The sequence below is a fragment of the Bradyrhizobium sp. IC4059 genome (genome assembly GCF_020193615.1).
Classification (GTDB): Bacteria; Pseudomonadota; Alphaproteobacteria; order Rhizobiales; family Xanthobacteraceae; genus Bradyrhizobium; species Bradyrhizobium yuanmingense.
This window is the reverse complement of sequence record NZ_JADYVH010000003.1, coordinates 415,789-429,491: the sequence shown is the minus strand read 5'-3', so window position 1 is coordinate 429,491 and position 13,703 is coordinate 415,789. Positions and strand designations below refer to the sequence as shown.

Genomic DNA, 13,703 nt, shown 5'->3' with positions numbered 1-13,703 from the left:
TCACAATGGGCGCAATCCATTGCGTTCTTTCGGGCTCAATGTCGAAGCGCGCGGCTAAAGCGGTCGTCGAGCATGCCGTATTTGCACTGCAATGGTCCGCCATGGCCGTAATTCTACGGAGATTGCGCACCGCCAGTGTTTGGCTTCTACTTCCGATTGTTTTTATGACGATTAGCTTTTGAGCGAGAGGTCATGAGCGTCAAAGCCATGATGGCAACTATTCTACGAAGCCAGATGACATCGCGCGGCATACACTCCCTGCCGCGATCTGACTACGAGGAGATAGTAGAGGAGTTGGTGGAACAGCTCAGAGAGCTGGAGCTTAGCTTGGCCGCTCGCGAGTTGGCAGACAAGCAGAAGCCGAAGTAGCTTCATATTGGCTGACACCGCACATGTGCTTGGTCTTCCACGGCGACTCAATATTTCGATTGTCCGCCATGAAACACGCCGCTGCCCGCCCCTTAGCTGATCGGAAGTCGCCGCTGGAAAGCTGGTCGAGATCGCCAGCGGCATTAAACCCGTACAGGACGGACGGATCGTCATTGAGCTGATCAATGTGCCTTTCCTTAAACAGGGCGGCACGGGCCAACAGTTCAGCGCCGCAGTCGCGTTGGCGCAGGAGCGCGGCTGGCTGGAGCTGCATGAGAGTAGCACGTATGTGCGGCTACCGGGGCAAACAGAAGCATTGGGTTAAGTGAAGTACTGAATTCAGCAATTGAGCAGTGATTTGGTCTGCGTTTAAGCCAGTCTTGTCGTGCTGTACCGCCCATCAACCCCGAAAGCGAACCTCCCAGCAATCGGCGATCTGGAGCGTGTTCACGCGCTTAGTTCGGGCGCTCCAGATGTCCGCTCATCGTTCAACAGCGGCACAAACAGCAGACATGATCGAAGGTCGCCTATGGGCCAAGCCAGACATCGACTAAGATTGCGAACTACGGGCGCACTTAGTTGTGCGCGCTCCGTGGCACTTAAAGGCCGCCATATCAGCTTCTAGCAATTCGATGGCGCATCGGATCATCGCTAGGCTAAGCGCGTCCATTCCCGGTGCGATCAACCCGCGGAGCTGTTCAACGGCTGTAGTCCCGGGGACGTCAACCACTTGTTGAGCTCCCCGGCCACATCGATCTGCCGGGCTTTTCGCAGAAGCTCCGTGCGGCGGACGCCGGCGGGCATCCCCTCGGCCTGTAGGCGGAGATTGATCGCCTCTTGCGCGAGCCGGTATTCGAATGTCAAGGATTGTCCTGGGGGCCGTTGAGCCGGCATGTTTGACGCTCCGCTGCGGGGTTGAGCGGGAGCGCAACTTGCGTTCACACCACCGATAGATGCTAAGGGCCGCTCGATGGTAGTAGGACAGTGCGCTTCTGTCTGCCGAATAGCCAGGGGTTTGTTCGATTGCTGGCAGGCGTCATCATGACTGTGGGCCCAAGCAACCGTACGCGGTGACAAACCTGGATCACTCAGCATCGCTCGAAGTCTTCTTCGAACGATCGACGCGGACCGCTTTGAATTCCGCTGGCCCGTCAAGCAGGCGCTGCTTTCTGGCCGATTGGTCCTCGCAGAGCGGTCTGCCCTCCCATCCAAAACCGTGCCCGCCAGATGAAGAGCGCGCTTTCGTTGGCGGCCCACTCGGCGATCTTTGGCATCGTTCGTCATCTTGCAGGCTCTCTTAGTTGGCGCGCATGTTCGGAAGCGAAGCTCAGCAACCGCGGCAAATATTCTTTAGCTTCGCGGCGGTTCGGGCTTCTTCCGCGAGAAATGAATCCTTGTAGCCTGACGATGGGTCGATGCCGGCTTCCGTCGGCTTCCTGGCTTTTGGAGGAAATGCCGCATCATAACAGGAGAGGCGCGCGCTGGTGCTTTCGATTGAACGGCAGTTCGGCTCCGCCGCGAAAGCCGCCGGTGCTGCACCGAACACTGATGCAAGGAAAAGCGCGGCCTTCCATGTACCTGTTCTAGCCATTGTCATGCTGAACGTCCTTCCTATTTGATTCCTCCTCGAGAGGATTTGCCGGGCGATGTTCCGAAAGGGGGCTAGGACCACTACACTCCATTGCGGGGTGTCAGGTCCCTGCTACTTCTTCTTTGCGGGCCCGAAATCCGGCTGCCAAACGGCTTCCTTGCGGCTCGGCGCCGCCGCGATCACCTTGGTCTTTTCCTTCTTCGGCTTCTTGGCTTCGCGATTGCCACGTTGCTGGCCCTTCGCCATGTCGCTCTCCTTTTGCGGTTTGAGTTCGTCGAGTTCGTCCGGCTGCAGAACCCGTCCACGCGGGGTGCAGACCCTGACGTCCATGTAGCCTTCGCGCAGCAGCTTCCGTGCGAACCGCAGTGCGACTGCCGCACTGCCGCGGCCGAGATTGGAGCTTCCGTATTCGTTGGTCCCACTGACCAGATACGGCACCCGGGTTGCCCTAGCCATTGAGGATGGCGGCTCCGCACACGAGAAGCAGTAGAAACAACGGAACGATCACCGGCGGCACGATCCATTCGGAGATACGAACACGCGACATCAAATGCTCCTGCGGGGCCTTCGGCGGGAGCACACGTGACCCTCAGTCACCGGTCGAAGCCGTTGAGATGTGCGGTGATGGCAGCGAGCCTAAGCCCGTGCCGAGCCAATAGCGAGCGTTAAATGCCGCGCGGGCGATGGCTCCGCTGTGACATCTTTGTTTGCCGGCGGGGCCCGATAGTGCTGGCTATTGCGGCGCGAAGGGCGCATGGTCGCGACCGCCAGCATCGGTTGGGGCTTCACTTGCGAAAGGCAGGCGTGCATGACCATCCGCTCGCGGCGAGAAACCGTCCACTTCAAGCGCCCGTTCCGTATCCGCGGCATCGAGCGCCTGTTGCCGGCCGGCGCCTACGAGGTCGTCACGGACGAGGAGACGATCGAGGGCCTAACCTTCTCGGCCTATCGCCGCGTTGCCACGATGATCACCTTGCCCGCCGAAGGTGCGTGCGGCGTCACGGAGATGTTGTCGATCGGCTCGGTCGATCTTGCGAACGCGCAAGTCGCGGACGCGAGCGCCGCCAATGACTGACCACCCGGTCGATCTCGATAAGCATCGCGGCATGGCCGCGCAGAAGGCCACGGACCTGCGCCGTGCGCTGGCCGAGGTCGAAAGCCATGTCCGCGAGTTGCGCGAGCGCGAAGCCGATCTCGAAAATCGCATGTTGACGGTGCCCGCCGCGTCCTGGCCGGAGGCGGCCGTGAAGGCGCGCCATCTGCTCAACCTCTATGCTGCGAGTCTGCCTGCCGAGGATACGCGCCATCGCGCGCTGGTGGCAGCACTATTCGACGATTTCGCCCGGCTGTCGGGGGACGGCTGAGGCGAACGAGGACCGCCTACTTCCTCAACATTTGCCATGCTCGGCGCGACCGGGAAGCAGGCGGCCCATCGTGGGCCATGACTGGAGGGACGACCGTGCCGGTTCGCAATCACGTAACGGAGCAAGCCATGACACTAACCAGCGGCCGCTTCATCGGACACGAATACGACCGGATGATTGTTCGATTCTCGATGTACGATGGAGCTAAAGAGATCCCGTGCGCAATCTCAACCTTGGCGATGGACCATCTCGAGGGCGGGCCGCAAGTCAGACCCGAGCAGCGCGAGGCCCAGTTCACCCGCCTGCGGGATCGTATCGAAGCATGTGCCGCAAGCAAATACCGCGCGACGGAGTTCGAAGGCACGCCGCCCGGCATCGTGCTGCGCGGCATCGATTTCAGCGCATAGCAACATGCTCGGTAACGGCATCCTCTATTCCGCTCGTGACTTGATCTCCGGCAAGGGCGGCTTGCGCCCGAAAGGTTTCTCTTTAGGTGGCGCGAGAGCAATCCTTCCTTGATCGCCTGCTTGCGAGCGAGCTTGCGGGCGCGGCGAATGGCCTCGGACTTCTCGCGGGTCTTTTTCTCGGACGGCTTTTCGTAGGACCGTCGCTGCTTCATTTCCCGGAAGACGCCCTCGCGCTGCATCTTCTTCTTGAGAACGCGGAGGACCTGCTCGACATTGTTGTCTCTGACCAGTACGTGCATTTGATCCTCCTTGCTGCGGGCTGCGAATGCGATACGTCCTGCTCTGGCAGCCGATTTGCCGCAGGAGTTTCATTGGACTTTTGAGGAAAGTGGCGGCGACGCGCCAGCTACGAATGGGCGTCCACTCCCTCAGGACACCACATCCATTGAGGAGCGGTATTTCCGCACTGGGTCAAAATGCGAAGAACTCAGGTTGAGCAAATCTAGTCCGCTCTGCCGCGATAAGCGGACCTCCGTGAGACCTAGCGCAACTTCGCAGATGGGCCAAAACCGGAAGTCGCGTCCCTCACTCGATTAGCCTATCTGAGCGAGTCAGGAGGCTAGGAGGAAGCTCGAAACCCAGCTCTTGGCAGCCTTGAGATTGATGACTAATTCAAAATGGATCTCTTGGAAGAAAGGCATTTCTGCTGGGTTGCTACCATTGAGGATTTGGACGATCCGCGCGACTATCCGTCGACAGCCTGCCCTCAGATCGTTTGCGTGCGACATAAGTGCGCCCGCCTCGACCATGTCGCCAAAGATTCCAATAGCCGGCAATCTGAGATAACTAAGTGATTGACTTAGTCATGTCGCATTGCCTCGACGGCCCGGCGAAATTCTGCTTCGTTGCCGGCGAGCGCAATTAAAGTCGCAGGCGTTGCAGATTTGCAACCCGCACAGTTATCCGCGATACTAAGCTCCTGCATTGAGACGACCGAAGCATATTTCGTGCTTAATTCGATACGATCAATGGGGGCGAAAAGTGTTTGATGTCTATCGCAATGGCAAGCGGGACTTGCTCGTTCTAAGCACAGGGGCCGCGATACCCGGTGCTTACTCTGCAAATAACTGGCGCAAGAGTAGAAAAAGAATTCGCAAAGTAAGCGACGAGATTAGGTCAGCCGTTCAGCGACAAGGTTATTACGTTCGTAGCTTCCGTGTCGCGAAGGAGGGCACGATCTAAGTGAGCGGGCCGGCGGCCCTGATGCTCCCATCTGCAATGTCTAGAACACCAGCCGCGAGCCCGGATACTCGGCAACCCATTGTTCGCCGAACTTCGATCCTCCCCGACACAACTTGTCGTACTACCATACCGGCTTCTCGCAACCTGCTAACTATTTTTCAACCGCTTTGACTTAATTTCTGGATACGGAGCATCTACAGCCGGTCGGCGTGGCCATTCTGCGACAGCAAATGCTTGCCCGAGTGGACCTGTCCCCGTTGTAACTCGCGTATAGTGTCTTTCTTTTATCATCGCTTTTTTGATCTTTCGGCAGGACAAGGCCGATCGGAATTAGAGATTCGCGACAGATGTCGTCAGTGATACAACTTGAACAGCCATACAAAGCAAAAACTGCGACAAGTCCCTCGTGCTATGGACTGCCCGATATTTTGGTGAACCTCCTCGCTTTATTATCGCAGATTCAAGCTCTCGAAATTCAGACGACAGATGACGCTCGTCAGGCGATCATCCTTCTTGAACTCGCGAATGGCTGCATCCGATTGACCGTCGGACAAACCAAACTGAACGAGACAACCCGAACGACTTTACTGGCTCAGTCGGCGCGGATCGATCTGCTGATTGCAGAGACCTGCAGAGAGGCGGCGTGTTTATTCGAACGAACTGATTTGAAATCGTGGATTGCAGATGAAAGAGAACAATCGAAAGGCGCACCGCGTTCGATTTGAACACAAACACATCGTGAGCATCATGGGTGTTGATGGCACGTGGCGAAGAAGCTGCGTTCTCGTGGACGCCTCTGCAAGCGGCGCGAAGCTTGAGGTCGACGGCTCAACGGACCCCCTGAAGGCACAGGAATTCTTTCTAGTTCTCTCGTCAACTGGACTGGCATTTCGGCGCTGCGAGCTGGTTTGGGTGGACGGGTCTCACGTCGGAGTTCAATTCGTCACAGCAAAGACGAAGGCCAAGGCGAGCCCACAGAAACGTCTTGTTGGCTCACAATGAGGCGGGTTCGGACTTGCCAAATGACCGCTCAGCAGGATGACAGGCTTGTTGTCGGCAGTCGTTTCAAGATGAGCGAGCTGGGGATCGTTCAGTTCCCAAAATTGGCCCACAAGACCGGCACCATTGTCGAAATCAGTATTCGCACCCCCGGCGTGACGGTGCTGTTCGACGGCGCAGTCAGACCGACCGTCTTAGATCGAAGCTACATATCTCCTCTCTCGAAGTGACGATCTTCTCGACCGAGAACCTTCTCCGACTTTTGCAGGTCGCGCTCACCATGAAAGCACCGAAGCCAAAGCAATGGGCCGAGCAGGAAGTCCGACGATTAGTCAGGCTCGCTCGGCGGGGAGTTGGCACATCGCGGATAGCCGCCGAACTCGGCCGTCACGCCGGATCGGTGAGGCGTATGGCGCGAACGTTGGGACTGCTGTTGAAGAAGTAGCTCCGAGCGTTCTTCAGCGCAGCGCGGCTGGCCTACAGACCAAAACCTCGGCCAATCTCCCGCGCAAGCTTGAGCGCGGCGTCGGTATGGCGGCCATAGAAGAACGCTCGGTCCAGCTGCGAAAAGATGCCCATTCCAAATAGCGCGATGGCAATGCCTCTAAACATGGTCATGGACCGGGTTGAACGATGCAAGGAAAGTTCAAAACGGCCCCAGCCGCAGGACTGGGGTAAACAGCCGGGGCCGGCATTCCCATTCCAATGTGCCGCAATCGGCGGTAATCGGCACGCTTTCAGCAAGCCACAAGAAACCTAACGAACTCTTTCTCACGCCGCCATCCGGGCGCGAGCCACGCCGTTGAGGTTGGATCAATGTGAAGCGCAGTGTGGGCGCTACCCATCTGCTGCTTTGCTGAGCTGCTGTGCGATTCTGAGGTCTTGCATTTCCCAATTGGCGCGCCCTCGCTCCTAACGATCGGGGGCAGGCTCTCACCCTGATGCTGCAAAGCCCCTCGGGCCAGCCTTGGCCCCTAGGGGCTGGAGGGGACAAGTGCGGGGCCAAGGCGGTCCGACGGCTGGCGCTGAGGAGCGCCATGCACTTGAAGGCTAGTCCCAGTCGGCAAGATTGCTGGGTTCACTTGTGACCCGAGGCAGGTATTTGTAATGTTCCCGCAACGGCAGCGGCCTTTGCAGGCCTAGATCACTAGAGGAATCCAGCACAGCGTGTAGTTGTGGCACGCGGTTTAAATGGCCGGGTAAGTGAGGGCGGATGTTGACCCGCCCTCACACGAATGCTGGCCCTCCATCGGCGAGGACTGAACTCAGCGCTCAGCCTTGTCGATGTCCGCCCTCGTTTTCTTCACCGTATCGGCAACTCTCTCGGTACGTTCTGTCGCTTCTTTGCGCACCACTAGTTCTTCGCCGGCTCGAACATCCTTCTGGACCACGGGCTCCTCGTGCAGTTCTCGCACTGCGTACTCGCGCTCCAGGGGTTGTCCCGTCGCAACTCCCGTGGCTGGACGGCGCTCGACCACGGTTCTCTCATCGCGCAGTCGCACGTCCTTTTGCACGGGCTCCTCGACTACGTAAGTTTTTATGTGTTTGACGGTCTCGGTAGCCCGTTTGCCAACCTTCAGTTCTTCTTCCGGAAGAGGGATGACCTTTTCGCGTTCGACGCCTTGAGAGACATATCCTTCTTGCCTTACCGCGCTTCCTGATGCTCCGCTTCCGACCGCTGCCGTGCCATCGCTGTTTTCTTCGTGAGTCTCGACTGGATTGTACTCTTGCAGCACACCTTCAATACGTTCGAGATCGGCCATGCTCGGAGCATCTACTAACACCGACAACGCGGCACCACCTCTTTGCATGTGGTTTTCATAGAGACGGCGCTCGTCATCCGGCACATCGCTTCCAAACAGCCAGTCCCAGAAACTTTCTCCATCCCAGCTGGCGCTTACTCTATCGCTGATCGAAGATTGTGATGGTTGATTGCTCACTCTCACATGATCCGCTGGAACCCCTGAACCGACCAAAGCTCGGTACGCTTGCTCTGCATCGTTGCGGGAGCGGTATACTGCTACTACACATTGTCCTTGCATGGTTTGCCTCCTCTATGGACATGCGCCCAACGCGAGCATCAACGCATCGTTCTTTACTTTATCGCAAACTTTAGTCCGGTACGGCGCATGAGATCGGCTTCGGCGCAAAAGTGGCTGCGAGCGGACCGTTGAGGCCGCGCTGAGGTTGATCGAAGAAGAAGAGATGGGCCCCGCCAGCTGAGCACACTGATGGACAAGACCTTCGTCTATGGTGCGTTGAGGCAGGTCGAGCGCGATGTAGTTGAAGGAGAAAAGGATAGCACAGCCGCTGAAGCAGAGCTGGACACAATGCGCAGAGCCCAACGTATTCTTGATCAGGACCGACAACGCCTCCTCTCGCTGTTACAGCCTTGAAAGGGTGTCGCCCGCAAGCAGTTTGACTTTGAACCGCGCGCTGAGGGCCGAGCCGCGTTAAACTGTGCAAATGCGGACGCATCGTCCCACTTGCTCAGGACATTGAAGTCCGCCAGGGTCAGACTGAGAAGAGCTCGGGCTGAGCAAATCTGGTCCGGTATGCTCCGCTGAGCAGACGCCGTCAGGCCGTGCCGCCACTTCGCATTCGGGCCATATGCAGACCTGCTGACTTTGGATGGCCGAAAGGTTAAGCTGTCGCATTATCAGCCAGACGGCCTTCAGGGGGGCGCCAATGGCCATCTTGTATTTCGAGGAGGCGGAGGTTGGCAAACTGCGTACGGCTGGCCCTTACCACGTCACAAAGAACGAGATCATCGAATTTGCCCAAAAATTCGATCCGCTGCCCATTCATACCAACGAGGAGATTGCCGCACGTTCGATCTTTTCCGGACTGATCGCTTCGAGTGCACACACGTTTGCGATACTTATCTCTTTGTTGAGCAGAACACAGCCGTACTCGCTTCGTATCGTTCCCGGGCTTGGCTGGGATGAACTCAGGCTCCCCGCGAAAATTCGCTCTTGAAGAGGCCGTCGAAAGCGCCTGATAACTCGCTCATCCCGCACCACCGATTGACTCGGACTCGCTTCTGCTCATCGGTTAAACTCCGACCATAGTGGCGGAGCATATGCTTGTTTATACAGGTAGAGTCTGCATAGGGGGATCAGAATGATCCACCCGTTCTGAAGTCTCCGCCCCCGAAGGATCCTCCGGTCCCGAAACCGTCTGGAGGCGGAATCGGCAACCCTCCCCCGAAACCCGAGTCCCATGGGCTGGGCCCACGATGGAAGCCATCACGTAGAACTTGCCCCAGCACCGCACTCCCAATAACCCCAGTCAGGATGCCGCCAAGCACGTTTCCGAGTGACGCCTCGTTACTGAACGTGCCGTAAGGGGTGTCGTAGCCTTGATGCCGTAGTTGCTCCCATTCCTGTTCGACCGTCTCGCGGCGCCGGGCGAGTTCCTTGAGCCGCTGGTGGGAGTCTGCTGCTTGGCGTAACGCTGAATTCATTAGCTCGTCCGTAGATTGGATACGCCTGACGATCTCCTCATCCTTGGGCGTCGGAGTTTGAACAGCCTCCCTGTAGAGTTCCTGCAGATCTTCGCGCTGATCGGCGGCTGCCAGCAGGTCGACCGCATCACGATAAGGGGCATCCCCCTGGAGGATCGATGCATCGAAACTTCGGTCCTGAGCAGCGAGAGCTTCCCGCGCCTGTTGGAGATGGGCTTCGCGATGTGCTACCGCATCCCTTCCCTTGGCAACTTCAGTTTCGGCGGCCTCAAAGCCGGACTGGACAAGTGCGTTGCGCTCCAAAACGTTTAGATTGGATCGTTCCTCGCGCAACCTTTCAGCAATTCGCTTGGAGTGCTCGCGTAGCCGCACGGGGATTTCGTTGAGCAGGGCATAGTTGACTCGTAACCTGTCATAACCCACGACGCCGGCCACCAATCGATCCATGTAGCGGGTGAACGGGTTGGCTCTGTAGGCGGCGGTCCCGAACTTCCGGCGCCAGAGATACATGAATAGCGGATCGGCTTCGTAAGGACGACGTTTTTCGTCCCGATCGGCTTCCGCCTGGATAGCCTTCTTCTCAGCCTGCTGGACTTGCCCGGTGATCTCCTCAACTCGCGCCCGCAGGGCAATCCATTCAGTGTTGACGCTGATCTTAGCCTCGACATCTTTGCGAATCCTCTCCGCGCCGCCCAAGGCACGTTGCAAATCGTCCAGGGCAGCCTGCCGCTCAACCTCCGCTTGCTGCACCCGTTGCTCGGCTTCATGCCGCCGCTTGGTCAACTGCTGCAAGGCCTCCTGCCGGCTTTGAAGCAGGCTGATCGCCTCGCGCTCCGCGTTATCCAGCTCGCCAACGACCTGGTTCTGCCTGATGGTGTCGAGCTTTAGCCGTGCAAGTTCGCGGAACGCTTCCGTGCGCTGGACACGCAGGCGGCCGACGTCTTTCGTGGCCTTCGCATAAGCTTGCTCGAGTTGCGCTTCCTGCTGGCGAACTCTCTGAACGAACTGTTCGATCTGGGCAAGCGCCTGCCTTCCGGATATCATGGCCTTACCATTGTGTGATCGCCCCGCCCAGAACCGGCAACCTGTAATCCACGTCGAGATGGCCTCGGCGCTTTTCACCAAGGCTATTCTGCTGCACGATTCCGTCATCGTTCTTGTCTTGCTGCACGCGCATGGCCGTCGCCTCGCTCACACGCACGCCCCATTTCGAGGCCTCCACGGTCCGGCCATCCTCTTCGCTCGTCACGGGTAGCTTGAGAACGCGGCCATCGGGCGTGAGGGGTTCAACGATTAGATAGTAGTTACGGCCTGTGGGATTGCGTTGCGGTACGCGCCAAACACCGGTGGCCTCGCCCGGTCGCGAGACGATACGCAGGAGATACTCGCGGCGCAGGTCCCTATGCAACGCGTCAAGATCGTTCACGGCCCGCCGTGCTGCATCGACGTCGCCGCGGGCAATGGCGGCCTTTCCATCGGCAAGAAGCCTGGTGGCCTTCTCGCGCGCGGCGGCGACTTTCGCTTCGCGCAGGACATCCTCGTGCTCCTGCTCCAGGGCTGCCGGCAGCCTCTCAGCCAATTCGATCCTGTTGCGCTCCGCTTGGGCCCGCTCCTGGGCGACCCGCCGCTGTGCGGGCTCGACAACGCCGAAGTGGTATGCGCCCCAGCCGAACGCCACTACCGCCAGCAACGCCAGCAAACGGCGACCGATGCGACCACGATCGACCCAGGCAAGCGCAATCGTGCGGGCGAAGCTTGGCGGAGGGGGGGGGTATAGACGAAGCGCTGTTCTTTGAGGGCCTGCACACCCTCGACCAGAATACGGTCAGGGACCTCGATGCCCTGCCCAAGATAGATCTCACGAAGTCGCTTCAGGAGATGGGCGTCCCGCTGCTCTTCGCTGAGCTCGCGGCTGACGAGATTGTCTTGATGGCGCAGCGTGTCCACGACATCCATCGCGAGCATCAAATCATTGAGGCTCGCAGGGGCCTTCTCCTGCGCGATCGATGCAGCTTGATCAGCCATCTACTGGCAACGCCTGTCCTTCCGCTACGAGACGTGCGATCCGGCGCTTGCCGTCCTCAACCGCATCTCGAATCTCGGCCGAGTTTTGAGTCGCAAGCCGTCGCATCTCACCAATGATCTCCTGGGAGCGCTCCTGGAAGGTGATCACGGAGTCCACGAGCTTCTTCACCGCATCCGCGCGGATCGTCGGCCCGTAGCCCGCCTTGATGGCGGCTTCTCCGACCTGATCGCCGATTTCGGCCAGCACTTCCAGGCTGCGGGACACGCCCTCTTTCATTTCGTTGAGGGTCTGTGTCGACTCATTCAGGCCGAACATGCCCGTGAACGAGGCTTTCAGAGCCGTGAAGACGGAGTCGTTGGTCGAGAAAAACGTGACCGCCTGCGCGTAGACGCGCTCCTTCGCGCTGGTCATCTGCATGAGCCGAGCCATCACCACTTCAGAAGTGTTGTATCCGATTGTCAGATTGTCCGAGAGGTCCTTGGCGATCTGATAGCGTTTCTCCTCGTCCTGGGTACGTCGGAGTTGCTCGTCACGGGCAAGCTCTAGCCGTGCGCGTTCAGATACCTCCTGTCCTGTGAAGTTGGCCACGGCGTCGGCCGCCTTCTGCAATTCGACCTGAGCGCCCTTGAGTTTTTGCTCAGCGGTCTTAAGCACCTCCAGGGCCATGACCTCGGCATGTTTCAGCGCGCCGCGGAAATCACGGTAGGAGTCAAGGATGATCTGCTCGCGCTGGATCTGGTCCTTGGTTGAGCGAGTGACGTCAAGATAGACTTTTCTGATCTCATCGAAGCGATCGGCGACATCCCCGCGCGACAGCTTCATCCAAACGTTATTGATGCGCTCGAACAGATCGATCTTCTGATCCGCGAGCTGGTCCACCATCTTCTTGGTGTCGTCGCGAATGGAATTGAAAGAGTCGGTGATCTGACGGTAACGTTCGCCGATCTCCATCGCCTGAACCTGCTCGCGGACCACCTCGTTGAACACACTGGTCTGACCCAGAGTACGAGCGATGATTACGATTCGGTCCGCATCGAGAGCGGAGATTTTTTCTAGCAACCCGGCAATTGGAGCCTCGATCGGCTGGGGCGGCGCAATTCCGATCTCCCGCAACGCTCGGGTGGCCCTGTCGAGATACTGCATGGGCGACGTTGGCGCGACGTCAGACATTGGGGCCTCCGTGTAGTTTCCTTCCCGAGTTCCAAAAACCCGCTCCTGGAATCAGCTCAACCGAAAACAGCGAGCGATCCCATGGAGAATTCATCTCAATAGGATCCGATTGTCTTGGTTCCTATAGACGGTATGACAAGCCGCCATCGTAGCGACGATGCGTCCGCTGCGCGATACAAAAGCTCTCGAAATATGCGATTGCCATTACCGCCGACCTGAATGCCTCCGCGGCCAAAGCGCTTACCGGGCCTAGAGGCGCGAGTCTGCAGATAATAGCCGATGGCCTTGATCAGCTCACTTAGCCGTCCTCGGCCAGTCAAACGCTTTCCATTGTCAAGTAGCTCCACTCAGAATAACGCTCACTAAGCTTAAGAGCTGCTTAGGCCCGCTCGCATCGCCTGTTTCGGATCATTGCGGGAAGCAGCTTTGAACTAGGGTCAGGAACGGGCAATTTCTGCCTTAAATAGGCGGCAGAACATGCCAGCACATGCTCCGGCGAATGCTGTCGCTCCACGCTTGGGCGGGTCAACGCTGCGCTGGTGAACCAGAAGGTCCTTGACGCGACAGAACACCATGGATTCGGAACACCTTTGATTGGTAGATGGACGGAGCCGACCCGTGCAATTTTTGCTGAGAATTATGCTTGCAACCGCCCTCGTGAACCTTGCTCCAGCCGTCGCCGCGACGCCGAAGAACGCCGTCGCTTCTCCTGCCTTACAGAAGGAATTCAATGATTTCATCGAGAAGTTTCGCGCGGCGCTGAGGACAAACGATTCCGCCGCCGTCGCTAGTATGACACGATTGCCGTTCATGAACGACAGCGGAATTCGCGACGCCGCGCAATTTCGTGCCAAGACCTATCCGACCTCGTTCACGGCGAAAAATCGCGCGTGTATCCAGCGCGGCAAGGCCTTCTACGATCGCGATCAGGAGAACAATGACTATACTCCGTCTTCTGCGGCCAGCTCATCTTCGTCTTTACCAGGACGCCGGCCGGCTTCCTTTTTACGGGCGTTGGCGTGAATGACTGATGAGGCAACAATGCTATCACTGCCGCCAGACGTATGAC

Annotated in this window: 18 protein-coding genes and 1 pseudogene; 10 read left to right on the top strand and 9 right to left on the bottom strand. The window is 58.2% G+C overall.

Annotated features, from left to right (window positions below):
* Positions 1-322 precede the first annotated feature (322 nt).
* The 3 genes from I6F12_RS12230 to I6F12_RS12215 form a co-directional block, all read right to left on the bottom strand.
* Positions 323-643 carry a hypothetical protein gene (locus tag I6F12_RS12230; RefSeq protein ID WP_225125353.1) on the bottom strand — a complete coding sequence of 107 codons (321 nt, stop codon included), beginning with the start codon at positions 641-643 and terminating at the stop codon, positions 323-325.
* Positions 644-1,696: 1,053 nt separating this feature from the next.
* On the bottom strand, positions 1,697-1,966 hold the full coding sequence (locus I6F12_RS12220; protein ID WP_225156403.1) for a type VI secretion protein: 270 nt from the start codon (positions 1,964-1,966) through the stop codon (positions 1,697-1,699).
* A 105-nt stretch (positions 1,967-2,071) separates the two neighbouring features.
* On the bottom strand, positions 2,072-2,416 hold the full coding sequence (locus tag I6F12_RS12215) for a hypothetical protein (protein ID WP_225156401.1): 345 nt from the start codon (positions 2,414-2,416) through the stop codon (positions 2,072-2,074).
* Between the two features lie 352 nt (positions 2,417-2,768).
* Between I6F12_RS12215 and I6F12_RS12210 the strand changes: the two genes are divergently transcribed.
* The 3 genes from I6F12_RS12210 (at position 2,769) to I6F12_RS12200 (ending at position 3,731) form a co-directional block, all read left to right on the top strand.
* Complete coding sequence (locus tag I6F12_RS12210; protein ID WP_225156399.1) at positions 2,769-3,035, top strand: hypothetical protein; 267 nt, start codon at positions 2,769-2,771, stop codon at positions 3,033-3,035.
* On the top strand, positions 3,028-3,324 hold the full coding sequence (locus I6F12_RS12205; protein WP_225156397.1) for a hypothetical protein: 297 nt from the start codon (positions 3,028-3,030) through the stop codon (positions 3,322-3,324). Before I6F12_RS12210 ends, I6F12_RS12205 begins: the two co-directional genes overlap by 8 nt.
* Positions 3,325-3,452: 128 nt before the next feature.
* Positions 3,453-3,731 carry a DUF1488 domain-containing protein gene (locus tag I6F12_RS12200; protein ID WP_225156572.1) on the top strand — a complete coding sequence of 93 codons (279 nt, stop codon included), beginning with the start codon at positions 3,453-3,455 and terminating at the stop codon, positions 3,729-3,731.
* A 24-nt stretch (positions 3,732-3,755) separates the two neighbouring features.
* Here I6F12_RS12200 and rpsU read toward each other — a convergent pair.
* Positions 3,756-4,030, bottom strand: a pseudogene (gene rpsU / locus I6F12_RS12195) (30S ribosomal protein S21).
* 742 nt (positions 4,031-4,772) lie between these two features.
* On the opposite strand from rpsU, the gene I6F12_RS37480 reads away from it, so the two are divergent.
* The 4 genes from I6F12_RS37480 to I6F12_RS12170 all read left to right on the top strand — a co-directional run bounded on the left by I6F12_RS37480 (position 4,773) and on the right by I6F12_RS12170 (position 6,202).
* A complete protein-coding gene (locus I6F12_RS37480; RefSeq protein ID WP_225156394.1) occupies positions 4,773-4,973 on the top strand; it encodes a hypothetical protein in 201 nt (66 codons plus the stop codon).
* Between the two features lie 431 nt (positions 4,974-5,404).
* Entirely contained in the window at positions 5,405-5,698 is a 294-nt protein-coding gene (locus I6F12_RS12180; RefSeq protein WP_225133333.1) for a hypothetical protein, read from the top strand.
* On the top strand, positions 5,658-5,975 hold the full coding sequence (locus I6F12_RS12175; protein ID WP_225133334.1) for a PilZ domain-containing protein: 318 nt from the start codon (positions 5,658-5,660) through the stop codon (positions 5,973-5,975). The genes I6F12_RS12180 and I6F12_RS12175 overlap by 41 nt, the downstream gene beginning before the upstream one ends.
* A gap of 20 nt (positions 5,976-5,995) precedes the next feature.
* Complete coding sequence (locus tag I6F12_RS12170) at positions 5,996-6,202, top strand: hypothetical protein (RefSeq protein WP_225125334.1); 207 nt, start codon at positions 5,996-5,998, stop codon at positions 6,200-6,202.
* Between the two features lie 1,035 nt (positions 6,203-7,237).
* On the opposite strand, the gene I6F12_RS12165 is transcribed toward I6F12_RS12170, so the two are convergent.
* Positions 7,238-7,912: a YsnF/AvaK domain-containing protein gene (locus I6F12_RS12165; protein WP_225156392.1), complete on the bottom strand. Its 675-nt coding sequence runs from the start codon at positions 7,910-7,912 to the stop codon at positions 7,238-7,240.
* 291 nt (positions 7,913-8,203) lie between these two features.
* On the opposite strand from I6F12_RS12165, the gene I6F12_RS12160 reads away from it, so the two are divergent.
* Together I6F12_RS12160 and I6F12_RS12155 are read left to right on the top strand one after the other, a co-directional pair.
* Positions 8,204-8,368 (top strand): hypothetical protein, encoded by a 165-nt coding sequence (locus tag I6F12_RS12160; protein WP_225125329.1) that lies wholly within the window; start codon positions 8,204-8,206, stop codon positions 8,366-8,368.
* 292 nt (positions 8,369-8,660) lie between these two features.
* Positions 8,661-8,951 carry a MaoC/PaaZ C-terminal domain-containing protein gene (locus tag I6F12_RS12155; protein WP_225156390.1) on the top strand — a complete coding sequence of 97 codons (291 nt, stop codon included), beginning with the start codon at positions 8,661-8,663 and terminating at the stop codon, positions 8,949-8,951.
* A gap of 139 nt (positions 8,952-9,090) precedes the next feature.
* Here the strand turns inward: I6F12_RS12155 and I6F12_RS12150 are convergent, their stop codons facing one another.
* The 4 genes from I6F12_RS12150 to I6F12_RS12140 are packed head-to-tail and all read right to left on the bottom strand — an operon-like array spanning position 9,091 to position 12,634.
* Entirely contained in the window at positions 9,091-10,560 is a 1,470-nt protein-coding gene (locus tag I6F12_RS12150; protein ID WP_225156571.1) for a hypothetical protein, read from the bottom strand.
* Entirely contained in the window at positions 10,487-11,179 is a 693-nt protein-coding gene (locus tag I6F12_RS12145; RefSeq protein ID WP_345944167.1) for a DUF6384 family protein, read from the bottom strand. The genes I6F12_RS12150 and I6F12_RS12145 overlap by 74 nt, the downstream gene beginning before the upstream one ends.
* Positions 11,116-11,463 carry a DUF6384 family protein gene (locus I6F12_RS37310; protein WP_345944161.1) on the bottom strand — a complete coding sequence of 116 codons (348 nt, stop codon included), beginning with the start codon at positions 11,461-11,463 and terminating at the stop codon, positions 11,116-11,118. Before I6F12_RS37310 ends, I6F12_RS12145 begins: the two co-directional genes overlap by 64 nt.
* The gene (locus I6F12_RS12140) at positions 11,456-12,634 is read right to left on the bottom strand and encodes a cell surface protein (RefSeq protein WP_225156388.1); all 1,179 of its coding nucleotides are present in this window, start codon (positions 12,632-12,634) and stop codon (positions 11,456-11,458) included. Before I6F12_RS12140 ends, I6F12_RS37310 begins: the two co-directional genes overlap by 8 nt.
* 618 nt (positions 12,635-13,252) lie before the next feature.
* Between I6F12_RS12140 and I6F12_RS12135 the strand changes: the two genes are divergently transcribed.
* A complete protein-coding gene (locus I6F12_RS12135; RefSeq protein WP_225156386.1) occupies positions 13,253-13,657 on the top strand; it encodes a hypothetical protein in 405 nt (134 codons plus the stop codon).
* Positions 13,658-13,703: the final 46 nt, after the last annotated feature.